This is a genomic window from Nonomuraea sp. LP-02 (assembly GCF_036289125.1).
In the GTDB taxonomy this organism is placed as follows: Bacteria; Actinomycetota; Actinomycetes; order Streptosporangiales; family Streptosporangiaceae; genus Nonomuraea; species Nonomuraea bangladeshensis.
In genome coordinates, this window is the sequence record NZ_JAXCLK010000001.1 from 3,765,918 (window position 1) to 3,781,428 (window position 15,511).

The following is a 15,511-nucleotide window of genomic DNA, read 5'->3' on the forward strand; positions in this document are numbered from 1 at the left end:
CGGGGTCTACTCGAAGAAGCCGACGACGCGGCGGATGCGGTCTTCGGTGAAGTCCACGACGTCGTAGCCGGTCGCCACGGATGTGTCCGTGTTCGGCGGGCTCAGCTTCCAGGTGAACAACGCCGTGCCGTGATGGGCGCTGATCACCTTGCCGAGGGTGAACACCAGGTCACCGAAGTTCTGCTGAACCTGGCCGATCATGTCGGACAGTTCGCCATGGCCCTGGAGACGGGCGTAGTCGGGGTCGCTGTAGATCGAGTCCTCCGTGAGGGTGGTGCTGATCAAGGCGTTCCGGGCCTCGGCATCCCGCTCGTTCCAGATGTCTAGATATTTCAGGACAAGGTCAGTGACGTGGTTCATGAGGTGACCGTTTCCGTAGGTGTGGGCTCGGCTTCCGGGCGGGGCGAGGCCTCCGCCGGGGCGGGCTTGAGAGCGAGAGCGATGAGGCCCCCGACGACGGTGAGGGCCGCGGCGGCCCATCCCGCCGTGCGCAGGCCGGCCAGGATGCCGGGGGCGGCCAGGATGCCGGGGGCGGTGGCGGTCAGGTTCGCGGTGGCGACGGCGACGAAGACCGCCAGGCCCATGGCGCCGCCGATCTCCTTGGCGGTGCTGGCCAGGCCCGAGGCGACGCCCTGCTCAGCGGGCGAGACCCCGGCGCCGGCTGAGGCGAACAGGGCGACGAACGCGACACCACCGAACAGCCCCCAGACGACACTGCCGGGCAGGAGCGTCCAGAGGCCGCCGCCGGCCGTCATTCCGGCGACGAGGACGGCGATCCCGGCCCCGGCGCCGAGCATCCCGATGCTGAGCGTGGCGCGTACGCCCCACCGGCCGAGCATCGCCGGGGCGACCTTCAGCGCGGCGCCCATGCACACGAGGGTGAGGGGCAGGAACGTCAGCCCGGCCTCCAGTGCGCTGTAGCCCAGGACGGGCTGCAGGTAGGAGGTGAGCACGTAGTAGCCGCCGCCCAGCGTCCCCTGGAACACCGCGATGACCGTCATGGTCGTGGCCAGGCCGCGGTTGCGCAGCAGGTGCAGCGGAACCAGCGGGTCCCGGGTACGCGACTCCACGACGAGCAGCAGCGCCAGGAGCACGACCCCGGCGATCAGCGCGCCGGCGCCGCGCAGCGACCCCCAGCCGTGCTCCGGACCGCTCGCCAGAGCGAACACCAGCAGCACCGACCCCGCCGTGGCCAGCAGCGCGCCCGGCAGGTCGAATCCACCCAGGCCGGTCACGCGGGGCGGGTCGGCGGCCAGCAGCCGCAGCGCGGCCAGCGCGGCGCCGAGGGCCAGCGGCACGTTCACGAAGAACACCCACTCCCAGCCCAGATAGTTGGTCAGCACGCCGCCGAGCAGCGACCCGGCCGCCAGGCCCGCACTGCCCGCCATGCCCCAGGCCCCCAGCGCCCGATTGCGTTCGGGCCCCTCCGCGAACCCCCTGTAGATCAGCGCGAGCGTCGCGGGGGTGAGCAGCGCGCCGCCGACGCCCTGGACGGCGCGGGCCGCGATCAGCACCCCGCCGTCCGGCGCGAGTCCGCCGGCGAGGGAGGCGGCCCCGTACAGGGTCAGCCCGAGCATGAACATGTGGCGCGGGCCGAGCTTGTCGACGGCCCGGCCGCCGAACAGCAGCAGCCCGCCGAGGCCGACGGCGTACGCGCTGACCACCCACTGCACCGACGTCGCGGTGAAGCTCAGGGCGTCGGTGATGTCCGGCAGCGCCACATAAACGATGTTGTAGTCGAGAGCCACGATGAGCTGGGTAAACGCCAGCAGCGCCAGCCTGAGGCCGGGGCGCGTCGGCGGCCGGGGAACGGCCTTGTCCACGAGCATCTCCTGTTGCATGCCGTGCAAAAATTACACGGCGTTCAAATTTGCCACGGGCAACAGTAGTGCAACGCTGTAGAGTGTCAAGGGTGAACAGGCAGACGACGAGCCGGCGCGACCGACTGCGCGCCCAGACCAGCGCGGAGATCAAGACCATCGCGTTCCAGCTCATGGCGGCCGGGGGCCCTGACGCGATCTCGTTGCGGGCCATCGCCCGCGAGATGGGCATGACGGCGGGGGCGATCTACAGTTACTACGCCACCCGCGACGACCTGATCACCACGCTGATCAGCGACGTCTACACCTCATTGGTGGAAGCCGCGGAGGCCGCGCGCGACGCCGTGCCCGCCGCCGACCCCGGCGGGCGCATCCTGGCCTGGGCCCAGACCCTGCGGGAGTGGGCCCTGGCCAACCCTGAGGGCTTCCGGCTGGTCTACGGCGATCCGGTGCCGGGCTACCGGCCGCCCGACGGCGGGCCCGCGAAAGAGGCCGAGCAGCGCGCCTGCACCGGCCTCACCGGCCTGGTCATCGCGGCCTGGCGCCAGGCGGAGCCTCTGCAACCGGGCCTGCGCGGCTACGCGTGGGAGGATTTCGACGCCGGTCTCGTCGCCCACCTCCAGGCGGAGTTCCCCGGGCTCCCCCCGGCGGCCGTCGCGCTCGCGCTCCGCGTATGGGGCCGCATGCACGGCCTGGTCGCTTTGGAGATCTACGGTCACCTGCGTGCGCTCACGCACGAACCCGCCGCCGTCTACCGTGACGAGATCAGCGACCTCATCAGGTCACTCGGCCTCACACCACCCGCCTGACACCCGTCAGCGGGCCCCGTCACACGATCAGCCTGCCACTGCCCGGGTGCCCGCCCTCGGCGGCGGCCTTCGCGGCAGGGGCGGCACCCGCCGGTCCAGACATCAGGGTCACCCGCCGGGCCCGGTCGTCCGGCTCGCTTCCGTCGTGGCCGGACTGCTCCTCACGGGCGTGTACGTCTGCCTCGCCCTGCTGCCGCTCGGGACGCCGCTCCGAACCGCGACACTCCTGGTCCTCACGGCCGGTCGCCTGATCGGCGGCCGGCCGGGCGAATGGCTACGGCCCCGTCGAGTGGCTCGGGCGCTGGGCCACCTGGGCCCGCCGCCCACCGCTCGACTGAACTCCCCCGGCGGCCCCGGCCCCGGCGGAGGGGGCCGGCGACCGGCGGTCAGTCCTGCAGGGCCTTGCGCAGCTTGGCCAGCACGGCCCGCAGGATGCGGGAGACGTGCATCTGGGAGATCCCGAACTCGGCCGCGATCTCGGACTGGGTCATGTTGCCGTAGAAGCGCATCAGCAGGATGTTGCGCTCCCGCTCCGGCAGGGCGTCGATGAGCGGCTTGACCGCGTGCGCGCCCAGCATGTTGTCCAGCGCGTCGTCCTGGGCGGGGATGAAGTCGCCCAGGTCGGCCGCGTCCTCCTCGCCGCCGACCGGCGCGTCCAGCGACAGCGTGTTGTACGCCGACGACGCGTCGAGCGTGAGCAGCACGTCCTCTTCGGAGATGCCCATCTTCGCGGCCAGCTCGGCGACGGTCGGCGAGTGGCCGAGGGTCTGGGTCAGCTCGGCGGTGGCCTTGTTCAGCTCAAGCCGGCGCTCCTGGTAGACGCGCGGCACCCGGATGGCCCAGGTGCGGTCACGGAAGTGGCGCTTGACCTCGCCGACCATGGTGATCATCGCGTAGCCGCGGAACTCGTGCCCGAGCTCGGGGTCGAAACCGTTGATGGCCTTCATGAGGCCGACGTACGCGGCCTGACGCAGGTCCTCCATGGGCTCACCGCGGTGGTAGTAGCGGCGGGTGACCTCGTTGACCAGGCCGCTGTACATGTCCACCAGACGCTCGCGGATCCGCACCTGGTGCAGGTCGGAGGTCTCGGGCCGGTTCATCTCGACCAGAAGCTGCTCGGCCGTCATCTCTTCGAGTGCGATGTCCAGGACTGCCATCTGATACTCCGTGAGAGTAGATCTGAGGCGCCCCTGCGGACGGCAAAAAAGCCCAGGCAGAGGCACACCACGTTTGTCGCGTGAGCTGAAGCCCTCTGCTGGACTTCGTGAAGGGAGATTCCCAATCAGTTCTTTTTTATCACGGTTCCAGGTAACGAAACCATCACAACCGATCTCGTCCTTCTTGGTACCGGGTCCACTCTACCCCCTGCACGCCAAGAACACGCAAGGCCACGGGCGCGGACGTCCCCGCTAGGAGGTTTTCCCGGTCGGCAGGTCATGCTGGGTGAACATGTCGATGAGCAGGCGGACCGGCAGGTTGGCCTCGGTCGGATAGCGGAAGGACTGCTCCAGGTTGAGGCTGTAGTGGTTGCGCCGGCCCACGCGCTCGCGCGACAGGTATCCGGCGTCGTGCAGGTCGGACACGATGCCCTGCACCGCCCGTTCGGTGATGCCGATGGTGGCGGCGATGTCACGCAGCCGCGCCTCAGGGTCCCGCGCGATCTCCAGCAGGACCCGGGCGTGATGGGTGAGGAAGGTCCAGGTGGAAGGACGTTCCTGCGAGGCGCTCACCTGATCTCATGCTCCTGGCTCGGGCGGTGCCCCAGCCCTGTTGAACGAGACTTGAGGCTCTTCTCCAGAAGATCCTATAACGAACACTCGTTCCGGTATCAGATCGCGACCGGGCCTGCCGGGGCCTGAGATGTTTCCGTGGCCGCAGCGCGGTAACACCTTCTTCCGGAACCGAAAGGAGTGCCGCATGGAGCGACCGGCTACCGACACGGGCACCAGGCACGTTTCCTGCACCCCTGCTCCGGCCGACCAGCTCTTCGAGATCACCGTGCTCGACCTCGCCGACGGCGACGACCAGGGCGGCTGGCACACGATCGGCTGGGGCGTGGACCGCCGGCACGCCGACAGCATCGCCGAGTCGTTCGTCACCCGTTCCCTCAGCCCGTACGCGGCCGCGCGCATCCGCCACAACGGCCATCTCGTGGGCGAGCACCGCCGCCGCCCCGGCTAGGTGCGGGGGTCCGCGGCGGACCCCCGCGAGATCATCAGGTGCCGTCGATCAGGCGGACGGCGAGGGCCGGGCTGAACTGACCGGCCGGCGTGTCCGGGGCGATGCCGCAGTTGCCGTCGGAGTCTCCGGGGACCTTCACCCACAGCAGCATCTCCGTGCCGGCGTCCCCACCGAGCTGGGCGGGCGTGCCGAGCTGACGGCCGGCGGGGTTGCACCACTCGCCGTTGGAGCCCTTGCCGTTGCGGCTGGTGTCGATCACCCACTTCGCCCCGCCGCCGAGCGCCCCGTTGACCGAGGACGCGTAGGCGGCCGACTGGGCGGTCGGGTAGTAGTTGGAGACGTTCACGGCGAAGCCGCGGATGTTGCCCACGCCCGCGTTGCTCAGCCGCGTCGCCATCGTCCCCGCCGCGACCCAGCCGGCGTTGCCCGCGTCGAGGTAGGCCCAGGTGTTGGGCGCCTTGTCGCGGAACTGCTCGGTCGCGTACGTCAGCATGCGGTTGCGCGCCTGCACGGCGGCGTCGTCCATGCAGGCGAAGTCGCCCAGGGAGTCGGGCTCGATGATCACGACCGCGGGCCGCCCGCCGATGCCGGACGCGAACGCGGAGATCCAGGTCCTGTACTCCGCCTCGCTGCCGGCCCCTCCCCCGGAGTGCCCGCCGCACGCGTCGCGGCCTGGGATGTTGTACGCGACCAGCACCGGGAGCTTGTCGGCCGCGTCCGCCGCGGACACGTACGCGGACACGGCGGCGCCGACGTCGCCGCTCCAGCCGCCGATCCAGCGGGCCATCGGCCTGGAGGCGATGGCCGACTGGATGCGCGTGGCCCGGGAGTCGCCGGGGTTGTTCCGCACCCAGGTCGCCGGGTTGGAGCCGGGGTCGACGTAGAAGCCGTCGGTCATGGCGACCGGCCCCGACGGGGACTGCTCGGTCAGCGAGACGTTGTCCAGGTAGAAGCTGAAACCGGCGTTCTTGCCGAGCTGGAACGACACCTGCCCGGCCGTGGTGCCGAGGCCGGAGGTGAAGGGGAAGCTGAAGCGCTTGCTCGTCGGGGAGAGCGAGAGCGACCTGGTCAGCGTGTTGGTGTAGGGGGCGTCGGCGAGCTGCACGGTGGTGACCGCGGTGACCGCGGCCGAGGCCGAGGCGTCGAACGAGAGGGTGTACGCCTTGCCCTGGGCCAGGGGGATGTCGTTCTGGGCCACCATCGCGTCCCACGGGTTGGCGGTGCCGCCGGTCACGTTGACCCGCAGCCGGCCCGCGTCCACGGCCATCGAGGTGTTCGCCGAGTTCCACCAGGGCGCGGTGCCGGCCGCGAACGTGCCGTTGACCACCAGCTGGGGCGCCGCGGCGGCGGGGGCTGCGGACAACGCGGTCACGGTCGCGGCCACCGCGATCAGGCGGGTTAACAGTCGCACGAAGTGTTCCCTTCTGGGCGTCCTGAATGTCGCGAGCCCAGGATCACAGAGATCAGCAGATTCCGTGACAAGTCGGGAAAAGTCGCTACGCGCCGAGCGCGGGCACTGGCTTGGTGAGGGTGGCCGTGTCGCTGTCGGAGGACTCCGTGCGGTAGCCCTGGCCCTGGTAGAGGCGGATGTTGCGGCGGCTTCGGGAACCGGTGGACAGGACGACACGGCGGCAGCCGGCGTCGGCCGCGGCTTCGGCCTCGCGCAGCAGCCAGCGCCCCACACCTTGGCCGCGCAGGTCGGGGACGACGCCGAGGCGGCCCACGTGCCAGTCGTCGGCCACGCGCCGCGCGCGCACCATGCCGAGGAGCCGGCCGTCCCGCCACAGGCCCGTGGCCCGCCAGGTGCCCAGCCAGGCGCGTACCTGCTCCAGCGACTCCCCCAGGGCGGGGATGGCCAGGGTGTCGTTGGCCTGCGCCTCCTCCAGCCAGCAGCAACGCTGGAGCACCAGCACCTCCGGGGCGTCGTCCGGGGTCAGCGCTCTCACGTACGAGCCCGGCAGCGGCGTCGTCCGCGAGGCCGCGCGGGAGCGCTCGCGCATCGGCCGCAAGGCGCAGGCGAGGCGGACGAGTTCGTCGAGGACCCCGATGGCGGCCGCGCTCCGGCCGGCGTCCGGGCGGAGCCGCCCGTCGTCCATCGTGTCGGCGATGCGCAGGGCGACCGTGGCGCCCAGCGGCACCAGCCGCAGCGTGGTCACCACCTGCTTGGCGTGCTGGACCGACCGGGTGCCCGCCGAGGTGTTGCCGTAGCTGACGAACCCCATCGGCTTCCACGCCCACTCCCTGCCGAGGTAGTCGAGGGCGTTCTTGAAGGCGGCCGGCATGCCGTAGTTGTACTCGGGGGTGACGGCGATGAAGCCGTCCGCCGCGTCCACCGTCGCGCTCCACCGCCTGGTGTGCTCGTGCCGGTAGACGCCGGACCCCGGCTCGCCCTCCTCGTCGAGGAACGGCAGCGCGAGGTCGCCGAGGCTCACCGGCAGGAGCTCCACGCCCAGCTCCGCCGCCCGTGGCGCGATCGTGTCGATGAGCCACCGGCCGACCGCCGGGCCGCGGGCACCGGGACGGGTGCTGCACACGAGGACGAGGACCCGCAGAGGTTTCGTTGACATGGAAATGAACGTAACTGGTATCTTGTTTACATGTCAACGAAGCGGTCCCAGGAGACGGTGCGCTGGCTCGACGCGGACGAGGAACGCGCCTGGCGCGCCCTGCGCCGCATGATGATCGCGATCCAGAGCCGCACCGCCCACGACCTGGCCGCGCTCGGCCTGTCCGAGCCCGACTACGAGGTGCTCAGCACGCTCTCCGAACGTCCCGGCCGCACCAGCACGCTGGGCGAGCAGGCCGCCAAGATGGGCTGGTCACGCAGCCGCCTGTCCCGCCACGCCACCCGCATGGAGGCCCGCGGCCTGCTGCGCCGCGAGCCCGACCCGGACGACGGCCGGGGCTGCTACCTCGTCCTCACCGAGCACGGCCTGGAGACGCTGGAGGACGCCGCCCCCGCCCACCTGGAGTCGGTACGCCGCCACGTCATCGACCGGCTCTCGCCCGCCGACCTGTCCGCCCTGGAAGAGATCGCCCGCAAACTGGAAGAACCCCTCGGCGGCTAGCTGAGCAAGCCTCGGCGGTACCCCTCGCCGACGGCCGCGGCTCGGTCGCGGACGCCGAGTTTGTCGTAGATGTGCAGCAGGTGGGTCTTGATGCTGGCCTCGCTGATGAAGAGTTTGGCGGCCGCCTGGCGATTGGAGGCGCCGTCGGCGACGAGGGCGAGGACCTGGAGTTCGCGGTCGGTGAGGGCGGCCTTGACCGGTTTGCGTACCTGGCCCATGAGGCGACCGGCGATGGAGGGCGACAGCACCGGCTCGCCGGCCGCCGCGGCGCGGACGGCACGCAGGAGTTCGTCGGTGGGGGCGTCCTTGAGGAGATAGCCGGAGGCGCCGGCCTCGATGGCGGGCAGCACGTCGGAGTCGCCGTCGAAGGTGGTCAGGACGAGGGTCTTGATGTGGGGATGGGAGTCGCGCAGGGCGGTGATGGCGGTGACGCCGTCCATCTCGGGCATGCGCAGGTCCATGAGGACGATGTCGACCTGGAGCGCGACGGCGCGGTCGATGCCCTCGCGGCCGTTGACGGCCTCGCCGGCGACGTGGATGTCGGGTTCGGCTTCGAAGGCGGCGCGCAGGCCGTGGCGGACGATGGGGTGGTCGTCGACGATGAGGAGGCGGATCACCGGGGGTTTCCTTGCAGGGCGGGGACGGTGGCGCTGACGGCGGTGCCCTCGCCGGGCGCGCTCTCGACCTCGAGGGTGCCGCCGACGCCGCGCAGGCGTTGTCTCATGCTGCTGAGGCCGAACCCGCCGCCGCCGGGATTGTCGATGCCGATGCCGTCGTCGCGGATGTCGAGCAGCACGACGGCGCCGGTGTAGGAGAGGGTGAGGCCGGCGCGGGTGGCGCCCGCGTGCTTGGCGACGTTGGCGAGGGCTTCCTGGGCGACGCGGAACAGGGTGACCTCGATGGCGGGGCTGAGGGGGACGCGGTCGCCGGTCACCTCGACGTGGAGGTCGACGCCGGTGGTCTGGGTCCAGTTGCGGGCCAGGGTGGTCATGGCTTCGGGGAGGTGGGCGTCCTCCAGCTGGTGGGGCTGGAGTGCGGCGACGGAGCGGCGGGCCTCGGTGAGGCTGTCCTGGGCGAGGTCGAGCGCGAGTTCGAGGTGGGTGCCCGAGTCCTCGACGCGCTGGGCGGCGCGCAGCTGGGTGATGATGCCGGTGAGGCCCTGGGCGAGGGTGTCGTGGATCTCGCGGGCCATGCGCTGGCGTTCGTCGAGGATGCCGGCCTGGTGGGCCTGGGTGAGGAGCTGGGCGTGCAGGTCGGCGTTCTCCTCCAGGGCGGTCTGCAGGTCGCTGACCGCTTTGCGGTATTTGCGCTGCCGGTCCTCGATCCTGATGCCGGCGATGTGGCCGCCGCCGATGGCGACGGTCTGCACGACGACGATCGCCAGGTGGAAGGCGACGAGCTGGGGGGTGGCCTGGGTCCAGTCGAGCGTGGAACCGTACAGGACGACGGAGGTGGCGGCGACGGCGGCGAAGGTCCATTTGGAAGGAGCGAAATTGGCGGCGAGGAAGAAGCCGGAGATGCAGTAGATGATGAAGGCGGGGTCGTGGAGGGTCAGCAGGCCGGCGGTGACCAGGACGCCGGCGAAGTGAACGGTCACGGCGGCCCGCCGCCTGCGCACGGCGGCGGGGAGCAGAGGGCGGGTGCCGAGCAGCCAGGCGAGGGCCAGCGCGGTGAGCGCGAGGGTGCCGGGGATGCCGCCTGCCTCCGGGTCGAGTGAGGCCAGGCTGAGGGCGAGGGAAGCGGCGAGGGTGATGTAGGGGACGGTCTCGGCGATGCGCTCGAAGCGTCGTTCCCAGGTGGAGGGAGGGAAAGGGTCGTTCATACGGAAGGTGCCCCTTTCTCGGATGGCTTCACCTGGTGGCGGCGGCCGACGAGGACGAGCTTAGGCGCATGGGGATCAAGATCGCGTAGCCGTACATGAGCAGCCCCAGGGCGATCATGAAGATGATGGTGGGCCATTGCCAGATCGGCGGGAGGTAGAGGGCGAGGAACCACACGCGGTCCCCGATGTCGAAGATCTTCATGACCATGGGCACGAGGCCCTGGGGGAACAGGGGAAGCCAGGCGATGGTGTAGCAGATCGTGACGCCGATGCGGTGCTGGATGGGGAGGTCCGCGGTGGTGGGCTTGTCGGCCTGGGGCGCCGGGCCGTGCTTCATGAGGTTGAGCAGCTCGATCCCATGGCTCTCCAGCCTGCGGTAGGCGATCCTGCCGAATCCCCAGGCGCAGAGCACGCCGGTCAGCACACCGGTGGCGACGCCGGCCCAGGGGTCGAGGAGGATGGCGCCGGCCGTGGGAAGGGCGGCCGTGGGGACCGCGACGAGCACGAGCCAGGCGAGGCTGGTCTCGGCGGTCTCGTCGGCGCCGGTGCTGAGCGGGTTGCCGCCGCGCTTGTGGGGGTCGGTGCCGGGGACGAGCGAGGTGACGGCGAGCAGGATGATGAGTCCGGCGCCGCCGCCGAGGAGGGCGGGCAGCAGGCCGAGCACCCACGGCCAGGCCCAGGTCTCGCCGCTGACGAGGGTGCCGGCCAGGGAGAGGACGACGGATGCCGGGCCGACGATGAGGAACCAGGCCAGTTGGCGGCCGCGTACGTCGGCCCGCTCCGCCCCCGGCGTCATGAGGGTGAGCCACAGGGCGGTCCCGTCGGCGCCGTAGAGGTTGGCCGAGGACGCGGCGGCCATCACGATCGCGATGAGCCCCATGAAGGGGAACATGACCCAGACGCCGATGGAGACGAGCAGGAGGGGGGTGACGATGGCGAAGGCGAAGGCGGTGGCGAGGAGCTGGATGCGGACGAGGTCGCGCCACCAGGCACGCAGTTCCTTGGCGGCGGCGACGCGGGCGCCGCTGGTGGCGGGGAAAGGGCGGGGCGCGCCGCGCCGGGGCGGCACACCGCCGCGCGCGGCCGACACGACGCGCCGCGACAGCAGGGCGGACCAGGCGGCGAGGAGGAGGGCGATCACGCCGGCGTTGCCGGCGAGGACGGCGAGGGCGAGGGGCCAGGGCGCTTCGACGGCGGCCACGCCCCACCCGGAGGGCAGGAGACGGACGAGGAGCTCGGACCAGGCGGCGGTGTCCGAACCGCCCAGAGCCACGACGAGTGCCCAGCCGTTGCTGCACAGGGCGATGGCGGTGCCGGTCAGGATGCCGACGGCGGCCGCCGTCGTACGGGATCTGACGAACAGGCCGATGAGCGCCACGATGACGCGGGAGATCATCACCATGGTGACGAGCGTGGCGACCGCCGCGACCAGGCCGATGAGCACTCCGGCCGGGCCGAAGCGCCAGCCGTACACCGGCAGGGACAGCAGGGCGATGAGATTGACCACGGGCGCGGGGCCCGCGAAGGCTCCGGCGAGCAGTGCCGTCGCGATCCGGCCCGGCGTGGCCGGGAGCATGGAGAAGTACTCGGGCCGCAGGGCCTCGTTGCCGCCCCCGATGAAGATGGGGCCGAAGATCCAGCCGGAGAGCCACGCGGCCAGAGTGAGCGGCAGGTAGGCGGGCCACAGGACCGCCACGGCGATCGTCCCGAAGGCCAGGATCAGCCCGAGCGAGACGCCGGTGTAGAGGTTGGTGGCGTTGTCGCCGCGCAGGGAGTTGCGCATGAGGGCCAGCCGCATGCGGACCATGTGCTGTGCCAGGGCGGCCGGGCCCGGGGTCACGAGGTGAGCCATGCCAGCCCCTCCGTTCCACCGGCGCGGGCGCCGACGAGGTCGATGAAGGCGTCCTCCAGGGATCCGGCGCCGCGTACGTCGGCCAGCGGTCCCGCCGCCACGACCCGGCCGTCGGAGATGACGCCCACGTGGTCGCAGAGCTGCTCGACGAGGGCCATGACGTGGCTGGAGATGATCACCGAGCCGCCGTTGGCCGCGAACCGGCGCAGGATCGTCCTGATCGTGGCCGCGGAGACGGGGTCGACGGCCTCGAAGGGCTCGTCCAGGACGAGCAGGCGGGGCGCGTGCAGGAGGGCGACGGCCAGGCCGATCTTCTTGCGCATGCCCGTGGAGTACTCGATGACCAGGGTCCGCTCCGCGGAGTCGAGCTCCAGGATCTGGAGGAGCTCCTCGGTGCGCTCGGCGACGACGTCGGGCTCGATGCCGCGCAGCAGGCCGAGGTAGGTGAGGACCTCGCGGCCGGTCAGCCGTTCCGGCATGGCGTTGCCGTCGGGCAGCACGCCGATCAGGCCCTTTGCCCGTACGGTGTCACGCCAGACGTCCACGCCGAAGATCTCGGCGCTGCCGGAGTCGGGGCGGAGCAGGCCGACGGCCATGGCCAGGGTGGTGGTCTTGCCGGCGCCGTTGGGGCCGACCAGGCCGTAGAAGGATCCGGCGGGGACGGTCAAATCGATGTCGTCGACGGCCAGGTGGTCGCCGAAGGCTTTGCGGAGTCCGGTGGTGCGGAGGGCGGGCTCCCGGTTTGTTGGCATGCCTAGAGAATCGCGCGAGGGCGAGGGGTGACGGATCGTCCGGGCGGGGAGCGAGATGGTGGATTCCGGCATCAACCGATCGGTTGATGCCGGAACGTGGTCGGTCAGCCCGGCCGGCGGGCGTACGCGATCCGCCTCGCCGGCCGCCAACCGGCCACCAGGACGCCCGCCAGCAGGAGTTCGGCGAGGTCGCCGCCGTAGTACATGATCTCGGCGCCGCCGGTCCGCTGCGCGGCGGGCACCGGCAGGTCCACCCAGAGCCCGGCGTACATGAGCTGGGAGAGGCCGGCGTGGGCCGCGACGGCCACGCCCAGCACGACCAGCCGCGCCGGCACCGAGGGGCGGCGCGGCGCGGGGTCCGGCCCGGCGATCGCCCACGCGAACAGGTATCCCGCCAGCAGGGAGTGCACGAGCACCAGCTCGTGCAGCCACGGCGTGACCGTGGCGGCGCGGTAGAGCGGCGTGCAGTAGAGCACGATCACCCCGCCGGTGCTCAGCACGAGCGCGGTGACCGGGTGCGACAGCAGGTGCGGCACGCGGGCACGCAGCAGCCTGCCGAGCCGGCGCGCGTACGGGCGGGGCAGCGCGCGCAGGAGCAGGGTCACCGGCGCGCCGAGCACCAGCCCCAGCGGCGCGAGCATGGCCACCAGCAGGTGCTGCGTCATGTGCCCGCGGAAGTCGGCGGCGGCGTACGCGGCGAGCGGCCCGGTGAGCGCGAACGCGGCGAGCGCCGCCCCGCCGGTGAACGCCGCCGTCCGCCACCGGCTCCAGCCCGGCGTCCGCGCCGCCGCCACGAGATAGCAGCCGGCGAGCAGCACCGGCCCGATGGCGGCGAGAGTGGCGACGTGCTCGTGCTGGTGCGTCACCGCAGGGGGCCGTCCGCCGTACCTGGCTCACACAGGTCGACGACCCGCGCCCCGCGTTGCAGGCCCCAGCCGCCCGCCACGAGCAGCGCGCCGAACAGCAGGAACCCGAGGTCCCACGCGAGCTGTCCCGGCCCGGTCCGTACGTGGTGGATGCCCAGCAGGTGGTGGTCCACGACGCCCTCGACCAGGTTGAACAGCCCCCACCCCACGAGCACCCAGCCCCACAGCGCCCGCGAGCGCCACACCCGCCCGCGCGAGGCGGTGACGCGGGAGTACAGCAGCCCGAGGCCGGCCAGCACCGCGATCCAGGTGAAGGTGTGGAACAGGCCGTCCCAGAGGGTGTTCATCCGGAGCCCGGGCACGGTGGTCACCGGATAGTCGCGCACGCCGATGTTGTCGGTGTCCGTGCTGCTCAGCATGTGGTGCCACTGCAGGATCTGGTGCAGCAGGATCCCGTCGACGAACCCGCCCAGCCCGATGCCGAGCACCACGCCGGGCAGCGCGATGCGCCGCTGGTCGTCGCCGGCCGTTCTCTCCTCTGCCATGGCGCCCGCCTACCCCACGGGCGGCGGCTCACGCCACAGGAGGCTCGACCGGCTCACCGAACGCGGGCATCCCGACGAGCCCCATCAGCCGGCTCATCTGGTGCGGGACGTCACGGACGACCGCGCGGGCCGAGGCGGCGAAGGCCGCGAGCGCCCGCAGGCCGGTGACGTCGGTGAAGCTCACCCCGCCGACGTCGACGACCAGCTCGTCGTCGATCCGCCCGGCCTGCTCCAGCGTGCGCCGCAGCTCGGCGGCGTTGCCGCGGTCGATCTCGCCGACGACCCGGACCAGCGAGGGGCCGGGACGGACGGTGCAGGTGACGCGGAGAAGAGGATCGACGTGGAGCAGGTGCTCGGCGACTCCGCTCTCGTCGTGCCCGGTCGCGGCCGGCCGCGTGGGCGCCCGGAGCGGATGCAGCACCTGCGTCATCACTGCCTCCTCGCCCGCGTCGTGGGACCGGGGGACCCCGGCGGTTCCACGGTAACCGCGACGAAGAATACACGAATTACTTTTCCGTAGAAAATCTTCGCCGATTCCGGCCGGTGGCCCGGGACAGTCGCCCCGGCATAGGGTCTGGGACGTGATCGATGATCGGACGGCGCCGCTGGCCGGGCTGTGGGTGGTCGAGCTGTCGAGCTTCGTCGCCGCGCCGCTCGGCGGGATGACGCTGGCGCAGCTCGGCGCGGACGTCGTACGGGTGGATCCGATCGGCGGCGGCCCCGACCTCGGGCGCTGGCCGCTCGCGCCCTCCGGCCGGAGCCTCTACTGGGCGGGGCTCAACAAGGGCAAGCGCTCGCTCACCGTGGATCTGCGCTCGGCGCGTGGCCGCGAGCTGGTCGCCGGGCTCGCCGCCGCGGCCGGCACGCTGGTGACCAACGCGCCGCCGCGGCCGGGGCTGACGTACGAGGAGCTGCGGGAGCGGCGGCCCGACCTGGTGTACGCGCGGCTGCTCGGCCACCGCGACGGCCGCAGCGCCGTGGACTACACGGTCAACGCCGAGCTGGGCTTCCCGTACGCGACCGGCCCCGAACGGCACGACGGGCCGGTCAACCACGTGCTGCCCGCCTGGGACGTGGCGTGCGGCCTCTACCTGGCGATCGGCCTGCTGGCGGCCGAGCGGCGGCGGGCGGCGACCGGAGAGGGCCGGCACGTGGAGCTCGCCCTGCACGACGTGGCCCTCGCCACCGCCGGCAACCTCGGCTACCTGGCACAGGCCCAGCTCGGCGAGGCCCGGCCGCGCATCGGCAACGACCTGTACGGCGACTTCGGCCGCGACTTCGCCACCGCCGACGGGCGGCGCGTCATGGTCGTCACGCTCACCGCGCGGCACTGGCGTGACCTGGTGGCGGTCACCGGGCTGGGGCGGGTCATGGCGGCGCTGGAGGAGGCGCTGCCGGCCGACTTCAGCCGCGACCGCGACCGCTACACGCACCGGGAGGCGCTGGCCGGGCTGCTCGCGCCGTGGTTCGCCGCGCGGACGGCGGCCGAGGCCGGCGAGGCGCTGGCGGGCACGTCGGTGCTGTGGTCGCACTACCGGACGTTCGCCGAGACGGCGACGGACCTGGCGCGGCACCCGCTGATGGCCGAGCTGGCGCAGCCGGGCGTCGGCCCGCACCTCGCGCCGGGGTCGCCGCTCGTGCTGGACGGCCGGCAGACCCCGCCGGAGCCCGCCCCCGAGCTGGGGGAGGACGCCGAGACGGTGCTGGGCGAGCTGCTGGACCTGCCGCCGTCGGAGGTCGCCACCTTGCGCGCGGACGGCGTCATCGGCTGAGCGGCGCGGCCGTCAGTCGCGCGG

The 15,511-nt window shown here is 72.1% G+C and carries 17 protein-coding genes; 4 read left to right on the forward strand and 13 right to left on the reverse strand.

Going from position 1 to position 15,511, the window contains the following annotated elements; translation table 11 throughout:
* Window positions 1–6: 6 nt before the first annotated feature.
* Both SMD20_RS17485 and SMD20_RS17490 read right to left on the reverse strand, forming a co-directional pair.
* Window positions 7–360 carry a nuclear transport factor 2 family protein gene (locus SMD20_RS17485; RefSeq protein WP_329582019.1) on the reverse strand — a complete coding sequence of 118 codons (354 nt, stop codon included), beginning with the start codon at window positions 358–360 and terminating at the stop codon, window positions 7–9.
* A complete protein-coding gene (locus tag SMD20_RS17490) occupies window positions 357–1,841 on the reverse strand; it encodes an MFS transporter (protein WP_329582022.1) in 1,485 nt (494 codons plus the stop codon). Before SMD20_RS17490 ends, SMD20_RS17485 begins: the two co-directional genes overlap by 4 nt.
* 71 nt (window positions 1,842–1,912) lie before the next feature.
* On the opposite strand from SMD20_RS17490, the gene SMD20_RS17495 reads away from it, so the two are divergent.
* Window positions 1,913–2,629 carry a TetR/AcrR family transcriptional regulator gene (locus SMD20_RS17495; protein WP_329582025.1) on the forward strand — a complete coding sequence of 239 codons (717 nt, stop codon included), beginning with the start codon at window positions 1,913–1,915 and terminating at the stop codon, window positions 2,627–2,629.
* A 386-nt stretch (window positions 2,630–3,015) separates the two neighbouring features.
* Here SMD20_RS17495 and SMD20_RS17500 read toward each other — a convergent pair whose 3' ends face one another.
* Window positions 3,016–3,786, reverse strand: a complete 771-nt coding sequence (locus tag SMD20_RS17500) for a SigB/SigF/SigG family RNA polymerase sigma factor (protein ID WP_020546016.1) — start codon at window positions 3,784–3,786, stop codon at window positions 3,016–3,018.
* A gap of 252 nt (window positions 3,787–4,038) precedes the next feature.
* Entirely contained in the window at window positions 4,039–4,359 is a 321-nt protein-coding gene (locus SMD20_RS17505; protein ID WP_329582029.1) for a helix-turn-helix transcriptional regulator, read from the reverse strand.
* A 187-nt stretch (window positions 4,360–4,546) separates the two neighbouring features.
* On the opposite strand from SMD20_RS17505, the gene SMD20_RS17510 reads away from it, so the two are divergent.
* The gene (locus SMD20_RS17510; RefSeq protein ID WP_329582031.1) at window positions 4,547–4,810 is read left to right on the forward strand and encodes a hypothetical protein; all 264 of its coding nucleotides are present in this window, start codon (window positions 4,547–4,549) and stop codon (window positions 4,808–4,810) included.
* A gap of 34 nt (window positions 4,811–4,844) precedes the next feature.
* Here the strand turns inward: SMD20_RS17510 and SMD20_RS17515 are convergent, their stop codons facing one another.
* Entirely contained in the window at window positions 4,845–6,221 is a 1,377-nt protein-coding gene (locus SMD20_RS17515) for a glycoside hydrolase family 6 protein (RefSeq protein WP_329582033.1), read from the reverse strand.
* Between the two features lie 85 nt (window positions 6,222–6,306).
* A complete protein-coding gene (locus tag SMD20_RS17520; protein WP_329582035.1) occupies window positions 6,307–7,377 on the reverse strand; it encodes a bifunctional NAD(P)H-dependent oxidoreductase/GNAT family N-acetyltransferase in 1,071 nt (356 codons plus the stop codon).
* 30 nt (window positions 7,378–7,407) lie between these two features.
* On the opposite strand from SMD20_RS17520, the gene SMD20_RS17525 reads away from it, so the two are divergent.
* Window positions 7,408–7,878, forward strand: a complete 471-nt coding sequence (locus tag SMD20_RS17525; protein ID WP_329582038.1) for a MarR family winged helix-turn-helix transcriptional regulator — start codon at window positions 7,408–7,410, stop codon at window positions 7,876–7,878.
* Here the strand turns inward: SMD20_RS17525 and SMD20_RS17530 are convergent.
* The 7 genes from SMD20_RS17530 to SMD20_RS17560 all read right to left on the reverse strand — a co-directional run bounded on the left by SMD20_RS17530 (window position 7,875) and on the right by SMD20_RS17560 (window position 14,145).
* Window positions 7,875–8,495: a response regulator transcription factor gene (locus SMD20_RS17530; RefSeq protein ID WP_329582041.1), complete on the reverse strand. Its 621-nt coding sequence runs from the start codon at window positions 8,493–8,495 to the stop codon at window positions 7,875–7,877. The two genes, SMD20_RS17525 and SMD20_RS17530, sit on opposite strands and share 4 nt — an antisense overlap.
* Window positions 8,492–9,700, reverse strand: coding sequence for a sensor histidine kinase (locus tag SMD20_RS17535; RefSeq protein WP_329582044.1), 1,209 nt, complete (start codon window positions 9,698–9,700; stop codon window positions 8,492–8,494). Before SMD20_RS17535 ends, SMD20_RS17530 begins: the two co-directional genes overlap by 4 nt.
* Before the next feature lie 28 nt (window positions 9,701–9,728).
* Window positions 9,729–11,552 carry a hypothetical protein gene (locus SMD20_RS17540; protein WP_329582046.1) on the reverse strand — a complete coding sequence of 608 codons (1,824 nt, stop codon included), beginning with the start codon at window positions 11,550–11,552 and terminating at the stop codon, window positions 9,729–9,731.
* Window positions 11,537–12,304 carry an ABC transporter ATP-binding protein gene (locus tag SMD20_RS17545; protein WP_329582048.1) on the reverse strand — a complete coding sequence of 256 codons (768 nt, stop codon included), beginning with the start codon at window positions 12,302–12,304 and terminating at the stop codon, window positions 11,537–11,539. Before SMD20_RS17545 ends, SMD20_RS17540 begins: the two co-directional genes overlap by 16 nt.
* Window positions 12,305–12,408: 104 nt before the next feature.
* The gene (locus SMD20_RS17550) at window positions 12,409–13,170 is read right to left on the reverse strand and encodes a cytochrome c oxidase assembly protein (RefSeq protein ID WP_329582050.1); all 762 of its coding nucleotides are present in this window, start codon (window positions 13,168–13,170) and stop codon (window positions 12,409–12,411) included.
* Complete coding sequence (locus tag SMD20_RS17555; RefSeq protein WP_329582052.1) at window positions 13,167–13,715, reverse strand: DUF2243 domain-containing protein; 549 nt, start codon at window positions 13,713–13,715, stop codon at window positions 13,167–13,169. Before SMD20_RS17555 ends, SMD20_RS17550 begins: the two co-directional genes overlap by 4 nt.
* Before the next feature lie 28 nt (window positions 13,716–13,743).
* Window positions 13,744–14,145 (reverse strand): STAS domain-containing protein, encoded by a 402-nt coding sequence (locus SMD20_RS17560; RefSeq protein ID WP_329582055.1) that lies wholly within the window; start codon window positions 14,143–14,145, stop codon window positions 13,744–13,746.
* A gap of 151 nt (window positions 14,146–14,296) precedes the next feature.
* Here SMD20_RS17560 and SMD20_RS17565 point away from each other — a divergent pair, with 151 nt between their 5' ends.
* Window positions 14,297–15,487: a CoA transferase gene (locus SMD20_RS17565; protein ID WP_329582057.1), complete on the forward strand. Its 1,191-nt coding sequence runs from the start codon at window positions 14,297–14,299 to the stop codon at window positions 15,485–15,487.
* The last annotated feature ends 24 nt before the right edge of the window (window positions 15,488–15,511 follow it).

Coding starts and splice junctions, on each gene's coding strand:
- SMD20_RS17485 (WP_329582019.1), bottom strand. CDS start 360: ATGAACCACGTCACTGACCTTGTCCTGAAATATCTAGACATCTGGAAC.
- SMD20_RS17490 (WP_329582022.1), bottom strand. CDS start 1,841: ATGCAACAGGAGATGCTCGTGGACAAGGCCGTTCCCCGGCCGCCGACG.
- SMD20_RS17500 (WP_020546016.1), bottom strand. CDS start 3,786: ATGGCAGTCCTGGACATCGCACTCGAAGAGATGACGGCCGAGCAGCTT.
- SMD20_RS17510 (WP_329582031.1), top strand. CDS start 4,547: ATGGAGCGACCGGCTACCGACACGGGCACCAGGCACGTTTCCTGCACC.
- SMD20_RS17520 (WP_329582035.1), bottom strand. CDS start 7,377: ATGTCAACGAAACCTCTGCGGGTCCTCGTCCTCGTGTGCAGCACCCGT.
- SMD20_RS17525 (WP_329582038.1), top strand. CDS start 7,408: ATGTCAACGAAGCGGTCCCAGGAGACGGTGCGCTGGCTCGACGCGGAC.
- SMD20_RS17535 (WP_329582044.1), bottom strand. CDS start 9,700: ATGAACGACCCTTTCCCTCCCTCCACCTGGGAACGACGCTTCGAGCGC.
- SMD20_RS17540 (WP_329582046.1), bottom strand. CDS start 11,552: ATGGCTCACCTCGTGACCCCGGGCCCGGCCGCCCTGGCACAGCACATG.
- SMD20_RS17545 (WP_329582048.1), bottom strand. CDS start 12,304: ATGCCAACAAACCGGGAGCCCGCCCTCCGCACCACCGGACTCCGCAAA.
- SMD20_RS17555 (WP_329582052.1), bottom strand. CDS start 13,715: ATGGCAGAGGAGAGAACGGCCGGCGACGACCAGCGGCGCATCGCGCTG.
- SMD20_RS17560 (WP_329582055.1), bottom strand. CDS start 14,145: ATGACGCAGGTGCTGCATCCGCTCCGGGCGCCCACGCGGCCGGCCGCG.